19 protein-coding genes are annotated in these 23,741 nt (G+C 63.0%); 12 read left to right on the top strand and 7 right to left on the bottom strand.

Annotation, left to right across the window (positions count from 1 at the left end; translation table 11 throughout):
* Positions 1 to 42: 42 nt before the first annotated feature.
* From ACQY5B_RS16495 to ACQY5B_RS16505, 3 genes are all read left to right on the top strand, one after another.
* The gene (locus ACQY5B_RS16495; RefSeq protein ID WP_305970382.1) at positions 43 to 1,284 is read left to right on the top strand and encodes an aromatic ring-hydroxylating oxygenase subunit alpha; all 1,242 of its coding nucleotides are present in this window, start codon (positions 43 to 45) and stop codon (positions 1,282 to 1,284) included.
* A 4-nt stretch (positions 1,285 to 1,288) separates the two neighbouring features.
* Positions 1,289 to 2,374: an FAD-binding oxidoreductase gene (locus ACQY5B_RS16500; protein WP_420328475.1), complete on the top strand. Its 1,086-nt coding sequence runs from the start codon at positions 1,289 to 1,291 to the stop codon at positions 2,372 to 2,374.
* A 119-nt stretch (positions 2,375 to 2,493) separates the two neighbouring features.
* Positions 2,494 to 4,050 carry a trimethylamine methyltransferase family protein gene (locus ACQY5B_RS16505; protein ID WP_420328473.1) on the top strand — a complete coding sequence of 519 codons (1,557 nt, stop codon included), beginning with the start codon at positions 2,494 to 2,496 and terminating at the stop codon, positions 4,048 to 4,050.
* A gap of 23 nt (positions 4,051 to 4,073) precedes the next feature.
* Here the strand turns inward: ACQY5B_RS16505 and ACQY5B_RS16510 are convergent, their stop codons facing one another.
* The 4 genes from ACQY5B_RS16510 to ACQY5B_RS16525 are packed head-to-tail and all read right to left on the bottom strand — an operon-like array spanning position 4,074 to position 8,546.
* A complete protein-coding gene (locus ACQY5B_RS16510; RefSeq protein WP_420328472.1) occupies positions 4,074 to 5,414 on the bottom strand; it encodes an NAD(P)/FAD-dependent oxidoreductase in 1,341 nt (446 codons plus the stop codon).
* Positions 5,411 to 6,907: an aldehyde dehydrogenase gene (locus ACQY5B_RS16515; RefSeq protein WP_420328470.1), complete on the bottom strand. Its 1,497-nt coding sequence runs from the start codon at positions 6,905 to 6,907 to the stop codon at positions 5,411 to 5,413. The genes ACQY5B_RS16510 and ACQY5B_RS16515 overlap by 4 nt, the downstream gene beginning before the upstream one ends.
* Complete coding sequence (locus ACQY5B_RS16520) at positions 6,904 to 7,827, bottom strand: dihydrodipicolinate synthase family protein (protein WP_420328468.1); 924 nt, start codon at positions 7,825 to 7,827, stop codon at positions 6,904 to 6,906. The genes ACQY5B_RS16515 and ACQY5B_RS16520 overlap by 4 nt, the downstream gene beginning before the upstream one ends.
* On the bottom strand, positions 7,824 to 8,546 hold the full coding sequence (locus ACQY5B_RS16525) for a GntR family transcriptional regulator (RefSeq protein WP_420328466.1): 723 nt from the start codon (positions 8,544 to 8,546) through the stop codon (positions 7,824 to 7,826). The genes ACQY5B_RS16520 and ACQY5B_RS16525 overlap by 4 nt, the downstream gene beginning before the upstream one ends.
* A gap of 199 nt (positions 8,547 to 8,745) precedes the next feature.
* Between ACQY5B_RS16525 and ACQY5B_RS16530 the strand changes: the two genes are divergently transcribed.
* The 3 genes from ACQY5B_RS16530 to ACQY5B_RS16540 all read left to right on the top strand — a co-directional run bounded on the left by ACQY5B_RS16530 (position 8,746) and on the right by ACQY5B_RS16540 (position 12,563).
* Entirely contained in the window at positions 8,746 to 9,699 is a 954-nt protein-coding gene (locus ACQY5B_RS16530) for a GlxA family transcriptional regulator (RefSeq protein ID WP_305970389.1), read from the top strand.
* A 638-nt stretch (positions 9,700 to 10,337) separates the two neighbouring features.
* The gene (locus ACQY5B_RS16535; protein WP_420328464.1) at positions 10,338 to 11,711 is read left to right on the top strand and encodes an ammonium transporter family protein; all 1,374 of its coding nucleotides are present in this window, start codon (positions 10,338 to 10,340) and stop codon (positions 11,709 to 11,711) included.
* Positions 11,712 to 11,843: 132 nt separating this feature from the next.
* A complete protein-coding gene (locus ACQY5B_RS16540) occupies positions 11,844 to 12,563 on the top strand; it encodes a FadR/GntR family transcriptional regulator (RefSeq protein WP_305970391.1) in 720 nt (239 codons plus the stop codon).
* An 18-nt stretch (positions 12,564 to 12,581) separates the two neighbouring features.
* Here the strand turns inward: ACQY5B_RS16540 and ACQY5B_RS16545 are convergent, their stop codons facing one another.
* Entirely contained in the window at positions 12,582 to 13,883 is a 1,302-nt protein-coding gene (locus ACQY5B_RS16545; protein WP_420328629.1) for an ABC transporter substrate-binding protein, read from the bottom strand.
* A 166-nt stretch (positions 13,884 to 14,049) separates the two neighbouring features.
* On the opposite strand from ACQY5B_RS16545, the gene ACQY5B_RS16550 reads away from it, so the two are divergent.
* From ACQY5B_RS16550 to ACQY5B_RS16570, 5 genes are all read left to right on the top strand, one after another.
* Positions 14,050 to 15,399, top strand: a complete 1,350-nt coding sequence (locus ACQY5B_RS16550) for a trimethylamine monooxygenase (protein ID WP_305970393.1) — start codon at positions 14,050 to 14,052, stop codon at positions 15,397 to 15,399.
* Positions 15,400 to 15,783: 384 nt separating this feature from the next.
* On the top strand, positions 15,784 to 17,034 hold the full coding sequence (locus ACQY5B_RS16555; RefSeq protein WP_420328461.1) for a sarcosine oxidase subunit beta family protein: 1,251 nt from the start codon (positions 15,784 to 15,786) through the stop codon (positions 17,032 to 17,034).
* Positions 17,035 to 17,047: 13 nt separating this feature from the next.
* On the top strand, positions 17,048 to 17,335 hold the full coding sequence (locus ACQY5B_RS16560; RefSeq protein ID WP_305970395.1) for a sarcosine oxidase subunit delta: 288 nt from the start codon (positions 17,048 to 17,050) through the stop codon (positions 17,333 to 17,335).
* Complete coding sequence (locus ACQY5B_RS16565) at positions 17,332 to 20,283, top strand: sarcosine oxidase subunit alpha family protein (RefSeq protein ID WP_420328460.1); 2,952 nt, start codon at positions 17,332 to 17,334, stop codon at positions 20,281 to 20,283. The genes ACQY5B_RS16560 and ACQY5B_RS16565 overlap by 4 nt, the downstream gene beginning before the upstream one ends.
* Complete coding sequence (locus tag ACQY5B_RS16570) at positions 20,276 to 20,836, top strand: sarcosine oxidase subunit gamma (protein WP_420328459.1); 561 nt, start codon at positions 20,276 to 20,278, stop codon at positions 20,834 to 20,836. The genes ACQY5B_RS16565 and ACQY5B_RS16570 overlap by 8 nt, the downstream gene beginning before the upstream one ends.
* Before the next feature lie 5 nt (positions 20,837 to 20,841).
* Here the strand turns inward: ACQY5B_RS16570 and ACQY5B_RS16575 are convergent, their stop codons facing one another.
* A complete protein-coding gene (locus tag ACQY5B_RS16575; RefSeq protein WP_420328458.1) occupies positions 20,842 to 21,831 on the bottom strand; it encodes a GlxA family transcriptional regulator in 990 nt (329 codons plus the stop codon).
* Between the two features lie 154 nt (positions 21,832 to 21,985).
* Between ACQY5B_RS16575 and ACQY5B_RS16580 the strand changes: the two genes are divergently transcribed.
* Complete coding sequence (locus ACQY5B_RS16580) at positions 21,986 to 22,609, top strand: helix-turn-helix domain-containing protein (protein WP_371931780.1); 624 nt, start codon at positions 21,986 to 21,988, stop codon at positions 22,607 to 22,609.
* Between the two features lie 57 nt (positions 22,610 to 22,666).
* Here ACQY5B_RS16580 and dmmC read toward each other — a convergent pair whose 3' ends face one another.
* Entirely contained in the window at positions 22,667 to 23,734 is a 1,068-nt protein-coding gene (gene dmmC / locus ACQY5B_RS16585; protein ID WP_420328456.1) for a dimethylamine monooxygenase subunit DmmC, read from the bottom strand.
* Positions 23,735 to 23,741 lie beyond the last annotated feature (7 nt).

The raw sequence follows: 23,741 nt of genomic DNA on the forward strand, positions 1-23,741 counted from the left end.
ACCTCCCGCCGCTGGGCGGGCACACAGCAGAAAAGGTGCCGAATGCTGCGCGAATCCGATGTTCTTTCGACGTTGATGCGCCGAAAGCCCGATTATTCCCTCGCACAGGAGCTGTATTGCGATCCGGGCGTGTTCCAGGCCGACATGGACCGCATCTGGTACCGGGAATGGCTCTTCGCGATCCCCTCCTGCGAGATCCCCAAGCCCGGCAACTACATCGTGCACGAGATCGGCGCCTATTCCGTCGTTATCGTGCGCGGCAACGACGGTGAAATCCGTGCCTTCCACAACTCGTGCCGCCACCGCGGATCGGTCCTGTGCAAGACCAGGAAGGGCACCGGCCCCAAGCTGGTCTGCCCCTATCACCAGTGGACCTACGAACTGGATGGCCGCCTGCTGTGGGCGCGCGACATGGGCCCCGATTTCGACGCCTCGCAACACGGGCTCAAGCAGGTGCACTGCCGCAACCTGTCGGGGATGGTCTACATCTGCCTGGCCGATGACGCCCCCGCCATCGACGAGCTGGCCGCGGAAACCGCGCGCTACCTGGCGGCGCATGACCTGGAGAATTCCAAGGTCGCCTACGAAAGCACCATCGTCGAGCGGGGCAACTGGAAGCTGGTCTGGGAAAACAACCGCGAGTGCTATCACTGCTCGGGCAACCACCCCTCGCTGTGCCGCACCTTCCCCGAGGACCCGCGTGCCATCGGCAATGACGAAAGCGCCGAACTGACCGGCCTGCAGAAGGAACACAGCGAACGCTGCGAGGCGGCGGGGGCCCCCTCGGCCTTCAGGATGTCGGGACTGGGCGACTGGCGTTTCGTGCGCACGCCGCTGCTGGACGCCGGTGAAAGCTATACGATGGACGGCAAGGTCGCGGTGACGAAACCCAATTCCAATCTGCCGTTCCGGAACGCCGGTTCGCTGTTGAAGTTCAAGTATCCCGCCACTTGGAACCACTTCCTGTCGGATCACGTCCTGCTGTTCCGCGTCACGCCGATCAGCGCGACGGAAACCGAGGTCTGCACCAAGTGGCTGGTCCACAAGGATGCGGTCGAAGGCCAGGATTACGACCTCAAACGCCTGACCGAGGTCTGGATCGCGACCAACGACGAAGACCGTGAAGTGGTCGAGAACAACCAGCGCGGCATTCTCTCGCCCGCCTACCAGCCCGGACCCTATTCGCCGACCCACGAAGGCGGCAACATCCAGTTCGTCGACTGGTACGCCAACACGATGATCCGCGCGATCACCGGCGGCGTCACCCCGATCGCGGCGGAGTAAGGGCATGGGACTGGACATGGACCTTACCGCCTCGGCGGATGATGGCATCTGGACCGATGCAGAGCCGCTGGTCTGCTGCGCGGTCGTGCCCGAGGCACCGAACACGGCAACCTTCAGCTTCGTGTCGGCCTCGGGCGCGCAGTTCAGCTATGACCCGGGGCAGTTCCTGACACTGGAACTGCCCGTTCCGGGCGGCACGGTCTGGAACACCTACACGATCTCATCTTCGCCTTCGCGGCCATTGACCATCGCGGTCACGGTCAAGGCACAGGCAGGCAGTGTCGGCACACGCTGGATGCTGGACCACCTGCAACCGGGGATGAAGATCAAGGCGATCGGCCCGGCCGGCATCTTCTCGCTGCCGCGCAAGGAGCAGAAGAAATACCTGTTCATCTCGGCCGGTTCCGGCATCACGCCCTCGCTGTCGATGACGACCTACCTGTATGACCGAGGCACCAACATCGATGTCACCTTCGTGCATTGCGCGCAGCGCCCGCAGGACATCATCGCGCGTCAGCGGCTGGAACAGATGGCCTCGCGCGTGCCATCGCTCAAGCTGTTCTTCATCGTTGAAGAGGACGACCCCTATCGCGTCTGGACCGGGCTGCGCGGGCGCCTTAACCAGCTGATGATCGGCCTGATCGCGGGCGATTACCTGGAGCGCGAGGTCTATTGCTGCGGGCCGGAGCCCTTCATGAATGCCGTGCGCGAAATGCTGATCGCGCTTGGCTATGACATGGACCGCTACCACCAGGAGAGCTTTACCGCGCCGGTCAAGGAAGAAGAGCAGCTGCCCGAGCATGACGATGTCATCCCGGACGAGGCGGCCAGCGCAAGCATCGCCTTCGCCCGTTCCGAGGTTGCGGCAGATTGTACCGAAACCGACACCGTCCTGGCGGTCGCCCGCGGCGCCGGCATCGTCATCCCCTCGGGCTGCACCTTTGGCGTTTGCGGAACCTGCAAGGTCAAGAAGACCTCCGGCGAAGTACACATGGTTCACAACGGCGGCATCTCCGAGGACGACATCGACGACGGTTACATCCTCGCCTGTTGCTCCAAGCCCATCGGCGCCGTCGAACTCGACGTCTGATCCTCTCTGGCCCGCTTCGGCGGGCCGGAGTCGTTTGTCGTGGCACCTGCTTCGGAATCCGGCACGCCAGCACCGGCTGCGCGGCGGCATGATCTTCCCAAGCCAGAGGAGATCCCGCGATGACCGAGACAATGCCCCGCCCCCGCGCCCGTTCCGGCGGACGTTCTGCCCGCCGCACGCTGCGCAGCACGCGTGACCTGCGGATGCTGCCGGGGCTGACCCGGGGCATACCGCTTTGCGAGGTGATGGACAGCGCCCAGGTCGAGCGTATCGACGCGGCCTCGATGGACATCCTCGAAAACGTCGGCGTGATGTTCCGCGACCCCGTTGCCCTTGCCGATTGGACGGCGGCGGGCGCCAAGGTGGTGGGCGAGATGGTCTACCCGGACCGTGGGTTGATCCGCGACCTGATCGCCACGATCCCCGCCGACTTCACATATTCCGCGCGCAACCCGGCCAACAACCTCCGCCTGGGCGGACCGCATTCGATCTTTGTCCCGATGACCGGCGCGCCCTACCTGCGCGACCTGGACGATCAGCGGCGCATCCCGACGCTGGACGATCTGGCCATGTTCCACAAGCTGGCGCACATGCTACCCAGCCTGCATTCCTCGGCCCATCACATCGTCGAACCCTGCGATCACCCGATCAGCCAGCGGCACCTGCGCATCACCTATTCGTCCATGAAACACTCGGACAAGACCTTCATGGGCATGACCACCTCGCCCAGGAACGCCGAAGACGTGATGGAGTTGTGCGCGATCCTCTTCGGCGCGGAGTTCATGGAGGAGAACCCGGTCACGACGGGTAACTGCAACGGCAACTCGCCGCTGGTCTGGGACGAAACGATGCTGGGCGCCATGCGCGCCTTCTGCAGGCGCAACCAGCCGGTTCTCTGCTCGCCCTTCGTGCTGGGCGGGGCCAACACGCCAGCCAGCGTGCCAGCCACTGTTGCGCAGCTGAATGCCGAGGCACTGAGCGCGCTGGCCTATACCCAGATCATTCGGCGCGGCTGTCCGGCAATCTACGGCCATTACCTGTCGACCGTCTCGATGAAATCCGGTGCGCCGATGGCCGGCACGCCGGAAATCAGCCTGATGAACTTCATGATCGGTCAGATGGCGCGCCACTACGGCGTGCCCTGGCGGACATCGAACACGCTGGGCGGGGCCAAGACCTTTGACGCACAGGCGGGCTATGAAAGCGCCACGACGCTGTCATCGGTGATTCACGCGGGCGCCAATTACATCTGGCACTCTGCTGGCTGGAACGAGGCCGGGATGCACTGTTCCGTGGCCAAGTTCGTCGTCGATGCCGAGCAATGCGCGATGGCCTACCGCATGGCCGAGGGACCAAGGTGGGAAGATTTCGAGACCGCGCTGAAGGCGGTGCCCGATGTCGGTCCGGGCGGGCATTACCTTGGCCATCCGCACACGCTCGAGCACTTCCAGAAGGCCTATTTCATGCCTGAACTGTTCGACAACAACTCGATCGAACAGTGGGTCGCGGAAGGATCGAAGGAAATCACTGCGCGGGCGCTGGTATTCGCCCGGGAACTGCTGTCGGAATACCAGGAGCCCAAGCTGGACGTGGCCAAGGACGAAGCGCTGCGGGACTACATCGCGCGGCGCGAACTGGAGATCCCGCCCGCCGATGCGCTGAACCAGGAATACTGACCAACGTGCCGCAGGCGCGGCACCTATTCGTGCCGCGCGCGCCATTCCTTGTAGCGCAGCACAGCGTTGGCGCCGATCTGCTGGAAAGGCTGCGGCGGGAGGCGTCCGGGCCGCGCCTCGGCAGTAAAATGACGGGTGATGGCGCTTTCGACACCGCAGGCCAGTTCCGCCGCGCCGATCCCTGTCAATGTGCCGCGCGCGGTGCCCAGCCCGTTTTGCACGCAGCCCGAGAACAGCCCCTCATCCAGCCTGCGCATGACCGAGACTCCGTTGAGCGTCAGGCAAAGGTGCCCGGCCCAGGAGTATTCCATCCTCATGCCGCGCAGTTGCGGGAAACGGTCGTCGAACTTGCGCTGCATGATCCGCGACGCCCGCGCAACGTGTCCCGCACCGATCCGACGCCCCGGCGCCAGCGTGGCGCAGGTGCGCGTGACGATGCGGTTGCCGCCTTGTTTGGTGTCGATGCGGCGCACGGTGGTGCCCATCGGGTCCGAGGGCGTGATGCCCCATCGGCTTTGCCCGCCCAGAGCCCTCAGCGCCTCGGCGCCCAGCTCCGGCGTTATTACTGCGTAGAGGAACAGCTGCATCAGCCGCCCTTTCTCGAAACCGAAGCTTTCGAGATGGCCGTTGACGGTCAGGATCACGCGGCCCGCGCTGATCGCGCCACCCGGAGTGTCGAGGCGCCAGGCTGCGCCTTCGCGCGCCAGCGCCTTGACCGGGCTTTGTTCGTGGAGCGTCACGCCGGCGCGCGACAGCCCGGCGGCCAACCCGCGGATATAGCCCGCGGGCTGCAGCATGACCGTGCCGGGCGTATACAATCCCGACCGGTAGTGCGTGGAGCCGGTGAGATCCCGCATGTCCTGCGCGTCGAGCATCTCGGAGCTTTCGCCCAGAGTTTCCAGGTGCGCTGCATAGCTGCGGTTGTGCGCCTGGGCTGTCTCGCTGGCCGCGCCGTTCACCTTGCCCGCGCGGTCAAAGTAGTTCCGGTCGATGCCATAGTCTTCCACCGCGGCGCCGGCGAAACCGATGGCCTGCCGGTTCAAGTCGATCATCGCCCGGTCGTCCCCGGCCCCCGCATAATCTTCCGACGTCAGTTCATGTGGCAAATCGATCATGAAGCCCGAATTGCGCCCGGCAGAGCCTTCGGCGATACGCCCCGCCTCCAGCACGACGATGCGCGCGCCTGGGTCGATCTGCTGCAGCCGCCGGGCCGCCGACAGTCCGGCAAAGCCCGCGCCAACGACGACCACGTCGGCGGTCTTTGCATGCTCTAGCGGCGCGTAGGTCGGCGCGGGACCAAGGATCGCGTTCCAAGCCGCCGGCCCGGGAAGGGCCGGCAGGCGGGTGACACTGCGTCGGTTCAATTCACCGCCTCATCCGCATCATCGGAAAGGTCGATCCAGATGGTCTTGAGCTGGGTGTATTGGTCATGGGCATGGATGCCGTTGTCGCGTCCGCCAAAGCCCGAGGATTTGAACCCGCCGAAGGGTGTCGCGCTGTCGCCCTCGCCAAAGCTGTTGACGGTCACGGTCCCCGCCCGCAGGGCCCGCGCGCCGCGGATCGCCCGCTTGACGTTGGCGGTAAAGATCGAGGCGGCGAGGCCGTATTCCGTGTCATTGGCCATCGCGATCGCCTCGTCGAAGCTGTCCACAGTCAGCACCGACAGAACCGGCCCAAAGATCTCTTCCCGGGCCTGTGGCGCGTCCGGAGCGACCTCGAGGATCGTCGGCTCGACAAAGCCGTTCTCGGCCTTGCCGCCCATCACCACCTTTGGTCCCTTGCCCAGGTAGGACCGAACCTTGTCGAAATGTGCCGGGGAGACAAGCGCGCCGACCCGGTTCACCGGGTCGAGAGGATCGCCCATCGGCCATTCCCGGGCATGGGCTTTGATCCGTTCCAAAAGCGCGTCCTTGACGCCCTTCTGCACGATCAGGCGCGAGGAGGCGGAACAGTTCTCGCCCATGTTCCAGAAAGCGCCATTGACCACATGCGCCGCGATCCGATCCAGGTTCTCGGCATCCTCCAGCACGACAGCGGGGTTCTTGCCCCCCATTTCCAGCGTGACTTCCTTGAGGTTCGACTCTGCCGCGTAGCGCAGGAACCGCCTCCCGGTCTCGGTCGACCCGGTAAAACTGACCGCATCCACGTCCATGTGACGGCCCAGCGGTTCGCCCACCTCGGGCCCCGCCCCCGGCAGCACGTTGAACACCCCCGCAGGCACACCCGCCTCCATCGCCAGTTCGGCAACGCGCAACGCGGTCAACGAGGTCTCTTCGGCCGGTTTCACGATCACCGAACAACCCGCCGCAAGCGCCGGGCCGATCTTCCACGCCAGCATCAGCAGCGGAAAGTTCCAGGGCAGCACGAGGCCGACGACCCCCACGGGTTCACGCACGACCATCGCGATGTGATCGTCCGAAGCCGGTGAGACCTGATCATAGATCTTGTCGATCAGTTCCGCGTGCCATGTCAGGCAGTGGATCGTTTCGGGCACGTCCACTGTCTCGCAGTCGAAGATCGTCTTGCCACTGTCGAGACTTTCGATCACCGCCAGCTCGCGCGCGTTGCGCTTCATCAGCTTGGCGAGTCGGATCAGCACCTCCTTGCGCTGACCAGGATGCAGGCGCGACCAGCGGCCATCCTCGAAGGCGTCGCGCGCCTTCCGGGCGGCGAAATCCACATCTTCCGGGCCGCAGGCTGCAACCTTCGCCAGCACCTCGCCCGTTGCCGGGTTCGTGCTGTCAAAGGTCTTGCCCGATTGCGCGGCGCGAAAGCTGCCGTCGACGAAAGCCTGGGTCGGCAGGGTCAGCCCGGCTGCGATGGCCTTGTATTCCTCACGGGTCAAAAGATCACTCATTCTGCTGCCTCCGCCTGCGTTTCGGCCTCGATCTCGGCCACGGTACGTTTCAGGACGCGCACCACCTGTTCCAACTGCCGCTTGTCATCCTTGTTGAGCGGCCGCAGCGGAGGTCGCGGCGGGCCGGCGTACTGGCCCATCATCTCGCAGCCGTGTTTCACGCACTGAATGAACTTGCCGCCCTGTTCCAGCACCCGCATCAGTGGCATCATCGCCGACATGATCCGGCGGCCCTTGTCGAAGTCGCCTTCGACCCGGCAGGCCCGCCACAGCGCGATGTGTTCCTGCGGCAGGAAATTCGATCCGGCGCAGACCCAGCTTGTCGCGCCCCAGGCAAAGAACTCCAGCGCCTGGTCATCCATGCCGCAGGACATCTGGATATGCGGGTAGTCGCGCGCCAGAAGGTGCACGCGGTTGATGTCGCCCGAGCTTTCCTTGATCGCGCAGAAATTTCGGCTGCGGCCCACCCGGTCGAGGAATTCCTCGCCCATGTCGATGCCCATGCGGCCCGGGTAGTTGTACAGCATGATCGGCAGATCCGCCGCTCGGTCAACGGCCAAGGCGTTCAGCGCATTCTCGCGCTCGGTCGGGACTGCGTAGGGCGGCGAACCGACAAGCAGGGCATCCGCCCCGATCCGGGCCGCGTGTTCCGCCATCGCAACCGAGTCCTCCAGCCGTATCGCCACGGTGCCGACGATCAGTGGCACGCGGCCCCCGATCACTTCCCTCGCAAAGCTGGCTATCTCCTGCCGCTCTGCCAGGGTCTGAGCGTAGTATTCCCCCGTCGAGCCGCCATTGATGAGACCATGCACTCCGGAGGCAATCAGGTATTCGATCTGGGCGGCCAGCGCCTCCCGGTCGATGCTGCCATCCTCGCGATGCGGCGTGATGACAGGTGTATAGATGCCGTCGAACTTCATTTTTCTCCTTTCCGCATCCCTGCGCCCGGCGCGGGGCCAAGCGGGATCCGCATTCCCATAGGCGTGACAAAGCTTTCGATCTCCGCCCGCGACAGTTCCCAGTGGTCCAGCGCAAGCTGGCCCGCACCCTCGGCATCGCCTTGCTCGATCAGGGCGATGAACTGGTCGTGCTGATCAGCAGCGACGCTGCGCTGTTCGGCCATCGCGCGGTTGCGCGGGTTATAGAAGGACATGCCAACCCGCGTGTGGTCGATCAGCAGGCGCCGCAGGCTGGGCGTCAGGAACTCGTTGTCGGCCATTTCGCCGATGATGGCGTGAAAGCGCTGGTTCATCAGAGCGCGTTCTGCGGTGTCGCCATCGCGGATCGCCTTGCGAAACAGCGTCTGCGCGTCCTTCAGCTGCATCACCTGCGCCTCGGTCGCGTTCTCGGCCGCAAGCCGTGTCACTGCCGCATAGAGCATCGGCGCCGCCATGAAGAAGTTGCGCATCGTCTTGTGCGTCATCGGCGCAACCTGCGCACCGCGGTTCTTGTGCAGGACGACATAACCCTCACCCGCAAGCTGGTTCAGCGCCTCACGCAGCGGCGGACGCGAGATGTCATAGGCCTGCGACAGTTCCGCCTCGTCCAGGTAGCTGCCAGGTTCGAAGGCCTGCGTCAGGATCCTGCGCCGCACGTCCTCGACGCACCGGGCCTTCTTGCTGATCGCCTTCTCGCTCATGCCTTCAACTCCGTTCCGGTCCACTCGGGCGCTTGCCGTGTCGACATCCCTTGCCGTTCGCCTATCCCTGAAAATACAACTTGTCTACAATAAAAATCCATGGCAGCAGACAAGCGGCGGATCATCATCGCATCACGCGACGATCTGCCGATCCCATGCGCCACTGGCCGTCCGGCCCTGCGAGAAAGCACCAAGGGGAATGACCCAGACCCAGCACATCGTCTTCGCCCTGGTCGAAGATTTCACGCATATCGCCTTTGCCTGCGCCGTGGATCCGTTGCGGATCGCGAACCTGATTTCCGGTCGGCCCTTGTATCGCTGGACCTATGCCTCTCTCGACGGACAGAACGCGTGCAGCTCGGACGGAACGCAGATCGCGGTACACCACGGGTTCGACGACCTACCCCAGTGCGACCGCCTTTTCGTTCTGTCAGGTATCGGGATGCAGGCGCAGGATCACACTGCCCTGCTGACAGCGCTGCGCCGCAAGGATCGCCTCACCCGGACACGGATCGGCGCACTTTGTTCCGGCAGTTGGGTACTGGCCAAAGGCGGCTTCCTGAACGGGCGCGATGCCGCGATCCACTGGGAATATCACGACAGCTTCATGGAGAAGTTCCCCGAGGTGAACCTGTTGCGCAATGTCTTTGTCGCCGATGCAAAGCACCCCACGGCCTCTGGCGGGACCGCCACGGCAGACCTGATGCTGCACCTGATCGCAGAGGACCACGGTCAGGATCTCTCGGTCGCGGTGGCGGATCAGATGGTCTACAACGCCGTGCGCGAAGCAACCGCCGCACAGAAGGTCTCGCTCCAGTCGCGCAGCGGCATGCGTAACCCACATCTTGCCGCCGCCATCACCCGGATGCGCGATCACCTCGACAGCCCGATTTCACCCACGATCATCGCGCAGGACCTTGGGATCTCGACCCGGCAACTCGAACGGCTCTTCGGCAAGTACCTGAACGCCTCGCCGAAAAAATACTACATGGAGATGCGGTTGGAACGGGCGCGGCACCTCCTGGTCCAGACCGAGATGTCGATCCTCGATGTTGCCCTTGCCTGCGGTTTCGAAAGCCCCGGCCATTTTGCGCGGGTCTACCGGACCGCCTACGGCGTGACGCCCATGATGCAGCGCGGGCGGCTGTCATAGATCGCCGAGGGCCCTGCGTCATTGATTCTCGGGCGACCGCCGGGCGGCCAGCAATCCACTTACGTCAGCACACCGCACAACCATTGGCGGCGGGAAAGCCCACGTTTAAAGCAGAACGCCCGCGATCCGAGCACAAATGGAGCGCTTGAACCTGGCCTTATGCCGATGGACGGCTTCAAGCCGCCAAACCCCTGAATTTCGGCTCAACTTCGGCAACCAATGGGCTGTTCCATCTCAGATTCCGCTTGTGACGGGCCGGAACGATGGCCTGCCATACGGCCCAAGGCGCTCAGCGAATGGACCAATTCTGCAGCAGACGCCAGCAGCGCTGACAAATCAGGCAAAAACCCATAAGTATCTAATTTAAAGCACTAAAATACAGACACCGCACATCGTGCACCCGCAAATTTCGGCACCACTCCCATCGCTCGTTAGAAAAATTGTTTCTCTTGAGTGAATGTTTTGTTTGAAAAGTGCCAATTTTTCGTCATCATAACCGCAGGTCCATTCAACCGCGAATGTGGTTCAAAATGGTTACCAGCTCGCTGGCATTGGTCTTCCGTTGCGTTTTTCGGTGTCAGCCAAGTGAGCCGGCCAAGAAAGACCGGAACAAGACAAAGTCCAAGAGGGAAGACGAAATGTCACTCGACGTAAGCACAATATACGCCGAACAAGTCACACTGAATTCACTGGTCCAGAACCTCCTTTACGGCTCTGGCACCGTGGGGGCGATCCTGGTCGTCGTGGGGCTGTTGCTGATCGACGCGGGCACCGCCCGCCGCAAGAGCCTTTTCAACTCTACAATCGAGAAGACGCTGGGCTTTTTCCTCGGCTTCGCGACCTATTACGTTATCGGCTTCGGCTTTTGGGCGGCGCAGTATTACATCATGGAAGGCGCAACCATGATGGACAGCATCAAGGACTGGTGGCTGGGCGGCGGCCTGACCAATGTTCACGCCCACGCGCTGGACCCTGCGGTTTTCCCCGGGCTGAACACCTTCCAGATCTTCATCTTCTTCCTCGCGGTCTTTGCGGGCATCATCAACATCCTGTTCCACTTCTCGGTGTCCGAACGGATGAAGCCGGCGGCCTATTATATCGTCTGCGTGGTTGCGGCGGTCGTGTCGTCGATCCTCAGCTGGGCCACCTGGGGCTCGGTCGGTCCGCTGACCAACGCGGGTTTCCACGACTTCTTTGGCGTTGGTTTTGTCTACATGTTCCCGGCGGGCATGGCACTGGTCTTTACCCCGATGCTGGGCAAGCGCCCCGGCATGATGGAACCGCACGCCCGCGTGTCGGCCTACCTTGCGCCCAGCATCGGCCTCTGCGCCCCCGGCCTGCTGCTGATCTTTGCCGGTCTGCCGATGGTTATCCTGTCCTGCCTGTTCTTCTTCGATCCCGAAGCCCTGGCGGTCAGCGTGACGATGGCGGAAACCAGCGTCGGCGTCGCCCTGAACAACTACGCCCTTGTCTGGGCAGGCGGCGCCATCACCGGCATGCTGCTGGCCTACAAGTCGGGCAATTATGCCTACACGCTGCTGGGTCCGCTTGCCGGCTATGTCGCAGGCGCCTCGGGCTTTGACGTCTACATGCCCTGGCAGGCCTTTGTCCTGGGCCTTGTTGCACCATTTGCATCCTACATCGTCTACGAGTTCACGCTGAAGCGCGGCATCGACGAGCACAAGCTGTTCCCGCTGTTCATCGGCGCGGGCATCACCGGCATGGTTGCGCTTGGCCTCTTCAAGGCGGGTACCCCGCGCGGTGGTTACCTGGGCATCGAGGAAGGCGCCTATGCCTTCCAGCACGGTGAAATCTCGCTGATCATGCAACTCGCCGGCATCGTGGTCTGCCTGGGCACCGGGGTAGTGACCGCCCTGGTCCTGTCCGTGATCCTCAAGGCCACCGTGGGCCTGCGGGTCGAAGACGACGACCAGATCGACGGGCTGGACAAGGTCTACTGGGACCTCGAACCGGATGTCACCACCCACGCGGACAACGTCCCGCGCAGCTGACGCCAAGCCCCCAAGGAAAGGCCCCGGACGTCGCTCCGGGGCCTTTTTGCATTCGACGCAGCTTGTGGCGGGTTGAACCCATGTCATACCATGCTGCACAAGCACAGCCGGACAGCCCTTACGGACATTCAGATGCCGAACACGAAAAATGCCGACATAGCCCCCGACCACGCCATCGGGGAAACCGTGCGCATCGTTGTCGACAAGCTGTTGGTCCGGATCCAGTCAGGCGAATACCCCCCTGACTCGCGCCTGCCCAGCGAGCGTGCCCTCGCGGCGGAACTGGGCGTGTCGCGCAACACCGTACGCGAGGCGCTGGACGTCCTAGAAAGCCGCGAGTTAATCCGACGCCGGCAGGGCAGCGGCAGTTTCGTGACATACCAGTCGCACCGGACAGAGGCCCCGATGCCCGGATCGGTCGGCGAACGCACCAGCCCGCTGGATCACCTCATCGTCAGGTCGATCATCGAGCCGGAAATGACCCGCATGGCGGTGATGAACATGACCCCCAAGGATCTCGACGGACTGGCGCAGGTCGTGGCCCAGATCGAGACCGTGCGCACCGATCTGAATGAGTTCATCCGCTGCGAGGAAGAGTTCTATCGTTCCATCGCGCGGGCCACGCGCAACCCCTTGCTGGAAGCCTGCTACGAGCTGACCATCGAGGTCTGCCGCCAGAGTTTCCGCACCGCCTTGATGCGCAAGCACCTCACGCCCGGGCGTATCCAAAGCTACCAGGCGCGGTTCAACTCTCTATTCAACGCAATTGCGACGCGCGATGTCGAGGCGGCCGTCGAGATCACGAAACTGCACCTCGTGGAAGAACAAAAGCTGTTCCTGCACGACGGCTGACCGCGGTGCCCCGCCCCGTCAGTCGATGATTTCCCGCGCCGTCAGGCCCGTCTGCATGTCGCCCATCTCGACCCGCTGCTGCCAGAGCTGCCCGACCCTGCCCATGTGGTCCCGAAGCAAATCTTCGTGGCGATCCAACCAGTCGGGGACTGAAAGGAACTCGGCGATCCTCGCCCGGCCCTCGCGCAGGCGCACCACGGGCCAGTCCCCGATCAGGGCATTGTCGATGCCGAACATATGCTCGCCCCACCAGCGCGCGGGGCCAAAAGCATGGGTGACCGGCTCCATCTGTTTCATGGTGGTCAGGACGGATACGGGGTGCACCGAGGCAACCTTTTCCACCGCCGCGTGCCAGATTTCCAGGATGGCGACATATTCCCAGCTCACCGCGCTCCAGGTCCCGGGATACCGGCTGTTGTATTCCTTGAAAAAGGCGCTCGGCTTGTTGAAGAAGAAGGCCTTGCGCGCCAGTTTCGGGTCGTCGAAATCCGGGAACTGGAACAGTGTTCCCTCCATGAAACGTTCGGAGGTGCGGGCCACGATGCGTTCGTAGTTGTCCAGCGTGCAGGACAGGATCCGTCCTTTGAACCCCTGCTCAAAAGCGTATTCCGTCATCGCGTGCACCATCGGCGTGTAGCTGGTGCACCAGCATAGGACATCGGGATCCGCAGCCAGCATCGGCCCGACGATTTCGGCAACGTCGGTCTGTTCGGGATCGTACTGGATATCCTTGACCACCGGCAGCCCCTCCGCCTCGAAGGCCGCGCGATAGGTGGCGGTCGATGGCAGCCCCAGAGCGTCCTTCTGGCTGCACATCGCAACGCGCCGCCGGTGCGGTTCGTTCTGTGCCAGCCACGCAACCCCGGTCACGTTGTAGACCGGGTGCACCTCCGACGGCGCGATCAGGTAGCGCGTGTCCGGCGAAAGATCGCTGGGCAAGAGCGTTGAGGTCAGGACCCGGTTTTCCGTCAGGAAGTTGCGCAAGGGGGTGAAGGTATCTCCGCCCAGCATCATCAACAGCTTGACCTGCTCACTCAGCACCAGGTGGCGCGCGCCCTCCATCGCCCTTTCGGGCTCGTACCCGCAATCGAAGGGAACGATCCGCAACGGGTACCTGCGGCCGCCGATCAGGATGCCACCGGCCTTGTTCAACCATTCCGCCCAAAGCTGCACACCATTGAGCCCCGGCAGCCCCCAGGAACTGACCGGACCGGTCAGTGGGGCCAAAAACCCGATGCTGACAGGCTCGCTCATGCCCACCCGATCAGAGGGAAACATGGACGTCACGGCGATACGATGGGCGAAGCTGGAGTTGAGCATACCAATTGCTACCACTCAAACCGCCTATCTCAAAACATGATTTTCTATATTCGAAGGGAAATTTGTTGCCTGAAGTGAAAAATTATTGACAGGACGCCAGATCAATGGCCAGATTTGGCCCAACCAAAAAGAACCAATTGATGCCTGTCAGACATGGGAGACAGATATGACCAAGAAACGCGTCGCAATCATCGGAGCGGGCCCGTCCGGACTGGCCCAGCTTCGCGCGTTCCAGTCCGCCGCGGACAAGGGCGAAGAGATCCCCGAGATCGTTTGCTTTGACAAACAGGACAACTGGGGCGGCCTGTGGAACTACACCTGGCGGACCGGTCTGGACGAAAACGGCGAACCGGTCCACTGCTCGATGTATCGCTATCTCTGGTCCAATGGCCCCAAGGAAGGTCTTGAATTCGCAGACTATTCCTTTGAGGAACACTTCGGCAAGCAGATCGCGTCCTACCCGCCGCGCGCCGTGCTGTTCGATTACATCGAAGGCCGCGTCAAAAAGGCAGGCGTGCGCGACTGGATCCGCTTCAATTCCGCCGTGCGTTGGGTCAACTACAATGCCGATACCGGCATGTTCACGGTGACGGTCCATGACCACGCCAAGGACCATGTCTACTCCGAGGACTTCGATCATGTGATCTGCGCCTCGGGCCACTTCTCGACCCCGAACGTTCCCTATTACGAGGGATTCGAATCGTTCAACGGTCGCCTGGTCCACGCGCACGACTTCCGCGATGCGCGTGAATTCTCGGGCAAGGACATCCTCGTCGTCGGGTCTTCCTACTCGGCAGAGGACATCGGGTCGCAGTGCTGGAAATACGGCGCCAAGTCGATCACCTCCTGTTATCGCAGCGCGCCGATGGGCTTCAAATGGCCCGACAACTGGGAAGAAAAGCCGGCGATGGAGAAGGTGGACGGCAACACCGTGTATTTCTCGGACGGCACCACGCGCGACGTGGACGCGATCATTCTCTGCACCGGCTACAAGCACTTCTTCAACTTCCTGCCGGACGACCTGCGCCTGAAGACGGCGAACCGTCTTGCCACCGCGGACCTCTACAAAGGCGTGGTCTACGTCCACAACCCCAAGATGTTCTACCTCGGGATGCAGGACCAGTGGTTCACCTTCAACATGTTCGACGCACAGGCATGGTGGGTGCGCGATGCGATCCTCGGCAAGATCGACCTGTCCAAGGTCTCGAAGGACGAGATGCTGGCAGACGTGAAGGAACGCGAGACGCGCGAAGAGGCGGATGACGACGTGAAATACGCGATCCGCTACCAGGCCGACTACATCGAGGAACTGGTGGCCGAAACCGACTACCCCAGCTTCGACATCGACGGCGCCTGCCAGGCCTTCTACGAGTGGAAGAAGCACAAGGCAGAAGACATCATGGGCTTCCGCAACAACCGCTACAAGTCGGTGATGACCGGAACGATGGCCCCCGTCCACCACACGCCTTGGAAGGACGCGCTGGACGACAGCATGGAAGTCTACCTGCGCAACTGATGAAAATGGCGTCCGGGGCATCCAGCCCCGGACCGACCTTGGGGCACGCGGCACCTTTCGCTCCCGCCGCGACTGCTCCCTTTTCGCCGGGTTCACAACGGGCCATGCCCCGCGTGTTCCCGGCGCTTTCATGTCCGATAACGCGACCTGCCTTTAATCGAAACGCCCGGGATTTGCCTACAGGGTGCGCGCCTCACGTTTCAAAGGAATTTCGGGCGACAAAATCACCGAAAGGAAAATTACTTTCCCAATGGTGGTGGAGTCTGACGCTCCCACCGGCAGAGATTTTAGGGCCCCATGTCCGATTTGTACCCGTTTCCGTCTGATCGGGGCAGCGACTCCCGGCAGAGGATATCGGAAGATGGGACAAAGGAGTCCGAATCTATGCACTACTCAGGGTTCAAGGTCATCAAGGAAGCGCTCACCGGCCATCGCGGCTGGGGTCCGGCCTGGCGCGATGCCACGCCAAAGGCGCAGTATGACTATGTCATCATCGGCGGGGGCGGCCACGGCCTGGCCACCGCCTACTATCTGGCCAAGGAGTTCAAGCAGGCCCGCATCGCGGTGCTTGAAAAGGGCTGGATCGGCGGCGGCAACGTGGGCCGGAACACCACGATCATCCGCTCCAACTACCTGCTGGACGGAAACGAGCCTTTCTACGAGTTCTCGCTGAAGCTCTGGGAAGGGCTGGAGCAGGAATTGAACTACAACGCGATGGTTAGCCAGCGTGGCATCCTGAACCTGATCCATTCGGACGCCCAGCGCGACGCCTTCATCCGGCGCGGCAACGCGATGATCCTGAACGGCGCGGACGCCGAACTGCTGAGCACGGCACAAATCGTCGAGCGCTATCCCTTCCTGAACGTGAACAACGCACGCTTCCCGATCAAGGGCGGACTGGCCCAGCATCGCGGCGGCACGGTACGCCACGACGCGGTGGCCTGGGGCTATGCCCGCGCCGCCGACCGGCGCGGCGTCGACATCATCCAGAACTGTGAAGTCACCGGCTTCCGGATCGAGAATGGCACCTGCAAGGGTGTCGAGACCTCGCGCGGTTTCATCGGCGCGGGCAAGGTCGCTTCCTGTGTCGCGGGCTCCTCCTCGCGACTGATGGAAAAGGCCGGGATGCGGCTTCCGATCGAAAGCCACGTCCTTCAGGCCTTTGTGTCCGAAGGTTTGAAACCCCTCCTCCCTGGGGTGATTACCTTCGGCGCCGGCCACTTCTATTGCAGCCAGTCCGACAAAGGCGGACTGGTCTTCGGCGGCGACCTCGACGGCTACAACTCCTACGCCCAGCGCGGCAACCTGCCCGTGGTCGAGGATGTCTGCGAGGGCGGCATGGCGATCTTCCCCAACCTTGGCCGGGCACGCCTGCTGCGCATGTGGGGCGGGATCATGGACATGTCGATGGACGGCTCGCCCATCATCGACCGCACCCATATCGACGGTCTCTATTTCAATGGCGGCTGGTGTTACGGCGGCTTCAAGGCCACCCCGGCCTCGGGCTATGCCTATGCGCATCTGCTGGCCACCGACACCCCGCACAAGACCGCCACCGCCTATCGCTTCGATCGTTTCGCCACCGGCCACATGATCGACGAAAAAGGCATGGGCAACCAGCCCAACCTGCACTGAGCGAGGACCGGACATGCTGATAAACCACCCCATCCTCGGCCCCCGCGACGCTGCCGAGTTCGTCTACAAGGGCGATGCGATGCTGATCCACCGACCCGACTGGCAGGCGGACGATGCGCTCGCACAGTTCACCGACTACGGCTACCTGCGCGACAACCCGGCGGGCCTGCACCGCGAGTTGTGGTTCCACGAACAGGGCGACCGGTCCTGGCTGGTCGTGACCCGCAACACCACCACCCATGAAATCACCAAGGTAGAGCTGGCGCGCGATGTCGCGCGGGCCGAGGGGCGCTCCAGATGAGTGACAAGAACCGACTGAACGGCGGGTTGATCGAACGCAACAGACCCATGTCCTTCACCTTCGACGGCACGCGATACAACGGCTACGCTGGTGACACGCTGGCCTCGGCTTTGCTGGCCAACGGCGTGCGGCTGATGGGCCGGTCTTTCAAGTATCACCGCCCGCGCGGCCCCCTGACCGCGGGTTCGGAAGAGCCGAATGCCATTGTCGAATTGCGCAGCGGCGCCCGCAAGGAACCGAACACCCGCGCCACCACCGCAGAGCTGTTCGACGGGCTGACCGCCAATTCCCAGAACCGCTGGCCATCCTTGAAGTTTGACGCGATGGCGATCAACGACCGGTTGTCGACCTTCTTTGCGGCCGGGTTCTACTACAAGACCTTCATGTGGCCCGCCGCCTTTTGGGAAAAGCTCTACGAACCGATGATCCGCCGCGCCGCCGGTCTGGGTACGCTTTCGCATGAGCCGGACCCGGACAGCTATGACAAGGGCTTCCTGCACTGCGATGTCCTGATCATCGGCGCCGGCCCCGCCGGTCTTGCCGCCGCCCTGACGGCGGGCGAATCCGGCGCCCGTGTCATCCTGGCGGACGAGGATTTCCTGCTGGGCGGTCGGCTGAACGCGGAAAACGGCCTGCTGGCCGACGAGGATGGCGTGGCCTGGGCCGCGCAGGCCGTCGAGCGCCTTCACTCCATGCCCAACGTGCGGGTCATGCCGCGCAGCACCGTGATCGGAGCCTTCGATCACGGCATCTATGGTATGGTCGAGCGGGTCAGCGACCACGTCGCAGAGCCCGCCGCCGGCAAACCGCGCCAGATCCTGTGGCGGATCTATTCCAAGCGGGCGATCCTTTCCGCCGGGGCCACCGAACGGCCCATCGTCTTTGAGAACAACGACCGCCCCGGCATCATGCTGGCCTCGGCCATGCGCAGCTATGCCAACCGCTGGGCAGCGACACCGGGCAACGCGGTCGCCGTCTTCACCAACAACGACGACGGACATCGCACCGCCGCCGATCTGCACGCCAAGGGTGTCAAGGTCACGGTGATCGACACGCGGCCCGACGCAGGCGTGAGCCCGGACTACGAAATCCTGTCCGGGGCGCAGGTCATCGACACCAAGGGGCGGCTCGGCCTGAAATCCGTTGACGTGCAACTGGCGAACGGTGGCACGCGAACGCTCTTTGTCGATGGTCTGGGCGTCTCCGGCGGATGGAACCCGAACGTCCACATGACCTGTCACCAGCGCGGGCGTCCGCAATGGGACGACGGCCTTTGCGCCTTTGTGCCGGGTGGCACCATGCCCACCGGTCTGATCCCGGCGGGCGCGGCAAATGGCGCCTTCAGCACCCATGCCGCGCTGACCTCCGGGCAGGATGCCGCGGCCACCGCCCTGGGCGACTTGGGCCTTAACGTCACACGGCCTGACCTGCCGGGCGCGGAGGACGCCCCGGTGCGCGTCGCGCCCTTCTGGCACGTCAAGGACGCCAAGCGCGCCTGGGTCGACCAGCAGAACGACGTGACTGCAAAGGACGTGAAACTGGCCCACCAGGAGAACTTTACCTCGGTCGAGCACCTCAAGCGCTACACGACGCTGGGCATGGCCACCGACCAGGGCAAAACTTCGAACATTGCAGGTCTGGCCATCATGGCAGAGGTCGCAGGCAAGCAGATCCCCGAGGTCGGCACCACGATGTTCCGCCCGCCCTACACCCCCACCGCCATAGGCGTGCTGGCCGGCCGGTCGCGGGACAAGGACTTTCGCCCGGTCCGCAAGACGCCCAGTCACTACTGGGCCGAGGAACAGGGCGCGGTCTTCGTCGAGGTCGGCATGTGGCTGCGGGCGCAATGGTTCCCGAAACCCGGCGAAACCCACTGGCGCGAAAGCGTCGACCGCGAGGTGCTGCAGACCCGGAAGTCGGTCGGTGTCTGCGACTGTACCACGCTGGGCAAGATCGACGTTCAGGGCACCGACGCTGCAGAATTCCTGAACAAGATCTATGCCAACGGCTTTGCCAAGCTGGCCGTGGGCAAGACCCGATATGGCCTGATGCTGCGCGAAGACGGCATCGCGATGGACGACGGCACAGCCGGTCGCCTGGCCGAGGATCACTTTGTCGTCACGACCACCACGGCCAATGCTGTTCCGGTCTTCCGGCACATGGAATTCGTGCGCCAGTGCCTGTACCCGGACATGGACGTGCAGCTGATCTCGACCACCGAGGCCTGGGCACAATACGCCGTCGCCGGTCCCAACTCGCGCAAGCTGCTGCAAAAGATCGTCGACCCCGAATTTGACATCTCGAACGAGGGCTTCCCCTTTATGGCCTGCGGCGAGATCACGGTCTGCGGCGGGTTGCGGGCGCGGCTGTTCCGGATCTCCTTCTCGGGCGAACTTGCTTTCGAAATCGCGGTACCCACGCGCTATGGCGACGCGCTGATGCGCCGCCTGATGAAGGAAGGCAAGGAGTTCGACGTGACCCCCTACGGTACCGAGGCGCTGTCCGTCATGCGGATCGAAAAGGGCCACGCGGCGGGCAACGAACTGAACGGGACGACGACCGCCTTCAACCTCGGCATGGGCCGGATGGTCTCAAAGAAAAAGGACTCGATCGGCTCGACCCTGTCGGAACGTCCGGGCATGAACGAGGAGGACGCGCTGAAACTGGTCGGTTTCAAACCGGTCAACGCGGAACACAAGGTTCCGGCCGGGGCACACCTGATGACCAAGGGCACGCCCGTGGATGCGGCACATGACCAGGGCTATGTGACCTCGGCCTGCTATTCGCCGAACCTCGGCTGCCACATCGGCATCGGCTACCTGAAATCCGGCGATACCCGCCTGGGCGAGGTCGTGCGCCTCGTCAGTCCGCTGACCGGGGTCGATCACGACGTCGAAGTCGTCAGCGCCCATTTCGTCGACCCAGAGGGGGAACGTCTCCGTGCATGATCTGAAACCCATCACCCCGCTTGGCGCCGCAAACCCGCGCGTCGACAATATCGGCCCGCTCACCCTGACCGAAATCACTTCGGTCGCCCTGGCCTCGGTCGCCGCGCGGCTGGGGTCCGAGGAGCCCACCCGCAAGACGCTGGGCGAACTGATCGGGGCCGAGGCCCCTGCCCCGTCACGCCATGCGGGCGACATGTTGACGGCGTTCTGGACCGGACCGGATCAATGGATGGTCGAGGCCCCCATCGCCACGCACGAGGATCTGGCGCATCGGCTGGTCGCGGCCTTTGGCGCCAGCGCCAGTGTGACCGAACAGACCGACGCCTGGTGCCGCTTTGACCTGAAGGGAGAAGACCACCCGGCAGTGATGGAACGGCTTTGCGCCATCGACCTTGCCAACTGGCAAGGCGGCGAGGTGCAGCGGACCACGATCGACCACCTGGGATGTTTCGTGCTTGCGCGCGATGCCCGCACCCTGTCGGTGATCGGGCCACGCAGTTCGGCCGGTTCCCTTCACCACGCGCTGATCACCGCCTGCCGGTCGGTGTTCTGAAAGGATCAGACCGAGGGCACCGGACGGTTGCCCTCGGTTCTGTAAAGGTTGATCCGTTTGCGATCCTCCTGCGGGCTCAGCCCGTATTCCGCCCGGTAGTGACGGGTGAAATGCTTGGCGCTGGCATAGCCAACCGCCGCCGCCACATCCGCCACCGCGTCGTTGGTATACATGACGATCTGCCGGGCCGCCTGCATCCTGAGCCAGCGAAAATAGGTGGTCGGGTTCTGCCCTGTCGCCTGCTTGAAGCTGCGTTCGAGGTGGCGGGGCGAAATCTCCAGCCGTTCCGCCAGTTCAGCCACGGACACGGGCGTCGTCATGTCGGCGGCAAAGACCTCGATCGCGCGTGACACGATGGGCGACAGGTCATCCTGGATGCTGCCGGTCAGATGGACCGGCACCGATTGCTTGACCCCGATCTTGCGCATCATCGGATGCTGGAACCAGCAGGCCACCTCTGTCGCCACGTGGCCACCCAGTGCCGCGTCGATGAACCCCAATGCCAGGTCAAAGGCCGCGGCCGCGCCAGAGGCCGTGACGCAACGTCGTGACACCTCGATGACCTCGTCGCTGTGGGGAATGTCAGGAAATTCCGTGGCAAAGGCAGCCTCGTAGCACCAATGCACGGATAGTCTTTCGCCCGTGACCGCACCACTTCGGACCAGCGGAAAGACCCCCCCGCTGATCGCGCCGAGGGTGCAGCCATGTCGCCCGAGCCGCCTCAGGTGCGCTGCACTGCGCGGGTCGGCAAACTCGACTGCCGGTGCGGAGAGCAGCAGCAGATAATCCACCTCATCCACGTCTTCCAGCAATGTCTGCGGCTCGAACGGGATGCCAGCGCTGGACTGCACCGCCCGGGGGGCTTCGGCCACCAACGTCCATTCAAAGGCGGTGGTGCGCGAAATCTCGTTCGCCGCGCGCAAGGGTTCGATCACCGATGTCAGGCAGGCCATCGGGAATCCCGGGAACAAGAGGAAGCCGATCTTCTTCGTCATCAGAACCAATCTCCGACCAATCCGACCAATTTTTAACCACAGGAATATTTTTTTGCAATGGAGTGAATTTCCGCTACATTGGGATCATATACAAGTGACCGGAATTTGAGGCCAAATCCAGAGAGACCGCATGAACGTAGAGTCCCCGAAACCCATGACCAAACTCATCCAGGACCCGCACAGCCTGCGCGAGGAACGAGAGAAGGTACTGGAGGTCGCCATCGGTCGCGAAGTCCGTGCCTATCGCAAACAGCAGGGGATCACGGTCGCTGAATTGTCCCGGCTGACCGACCTGTCCATCGGGATGCTGTCCAAGATCGAGAACGGCAACACCTCGCCGTCTCTGACCACCCTGCAAACACTGGCCAATGCCCTCTCGGTCCCGTTGACCGCCTTTTTCAAAGGCTACGAAGAACGCCGCGAAGCCGTGCACACCAAGGCCGGCGAGGGCCTGGAAATCGAACGGGCCGGCACCCGGGCCGGCCATCAGTACAACCTGCTTGGTCATATCGGCTCCAATTCCAGCGGTGTGATCGTCGAACCCTATCTCATTACGCTGAACACCGAATCCGACACCTTCAAGACCTTCCAGCACGACGGGATCGAGATGATCTACATGTTGGAGGGCAAGCTGGGCTACCTGCATGGCAACCAGCACTACCCGCTGGAGCCGGGCGATACGCTGTTCTTTGACGCCGACGCCCCGCATGGCCCCGAGGTGCTGACCGAACTGCCCGCACGCTATCTCTCGATCATCTGCTATCCGCAAAAAACCTGATCACCGGCTCCGGTGACGCAAAAAGCCCCCGCACTGCGGGGGCTTTTCCGTTTTCCGTCACTTCTGCAGCGGCGGTTCGGTGTCGAGGTCCGGCCAGACACCGGGAGAGGTCGGCAGGCCATCGTCATACTGGCTAAGATAGTCCAGCATTTTCGGGCGGTTGTCGATGAACCCCTTGTAGGTCGCCAGTTCGTCCGGCAGGTCGCGGATCACCCGATGCAGGCGGCGCCCCCATTTCGGGATGGTCACGATGTCCTGAAAGGCGATCAGGTAGCAGCGGATCGGGAACAGCAGCGCGTTGGAGCGCGGCAGCCGGTAGAAGGTCTGCAACTCGACCCGCAGGTGCTGTTTGGACCCGATGTTTTCCGGCGTCAGGGTCGATTTCTGCACCCCCCACTTGTGATAGTTCTCGGGCGAGGTATCCAGTAGCGGGTTGACCGTCATGGTCCAGTTCAGCCGCCGTGCCGGGGCGCCCTGCTGGATGTTGAGCAGGAATTTCAGCGCCCGCTTGAAGATCCCCATCTCATGCGCCAGCGGCACCGGTGCGTGCCACTCGAAGAAATCCATGCCGATGTCGAAATCCAGGCTCCAGTCCGCCTGGGTCGTGATCATGCCCGCGTCCATGTAGAGCATGTCGTTGCGCTGATCGAGCACCGCGAAATCACCTTGGGCCTGCCGTGTGATGTATTCCAACGGCCCGCAGGGCAGCGTCGTCTCATCAAGGAAGGTGAACGTATGGTCGATCCCCATCGGCTTGTTGATCCAGCGCCAGCGGTCACCGTCGCGGTGCAGCTCGAACAGGTCAGGGTAGTCCTCGGACTTGGAGACCATGATCAGTTCCAGAGTGTCCCAGCCAGCCAGAGTCATGTGCGGCAGCGACTGGCACCGCAGCGGATCCTCGGCCAGCACGATGGCGCGGTCCCGCATTTCCGAAACGTAATGTTCGTCCACGTCGAACCGCTTTTCGTAGACCGACCCCTCCGGGCCGCCCCGATGCTGTTCCATGTTCACCGAATACATGTAGCTGTCTTCGTGGAACGGGAACGGAAAGCGCTTGATGGCCCAGTCCGAATTCCGGAACGAGTAATCGTCGCGGAAGGTCTCTTCGTTGAATTGAATCGTCATGGTCGCT

This window comes from Antarctobacter sp. (assembly GCF_965277915.1).
In the GTDB taxonomy this organism is placed as follows: Bacteria; Pseudomonadota; Alphaproteobacteria; order Rhodobacterales; family Rhodobacteraceae; genus Antarctobacter.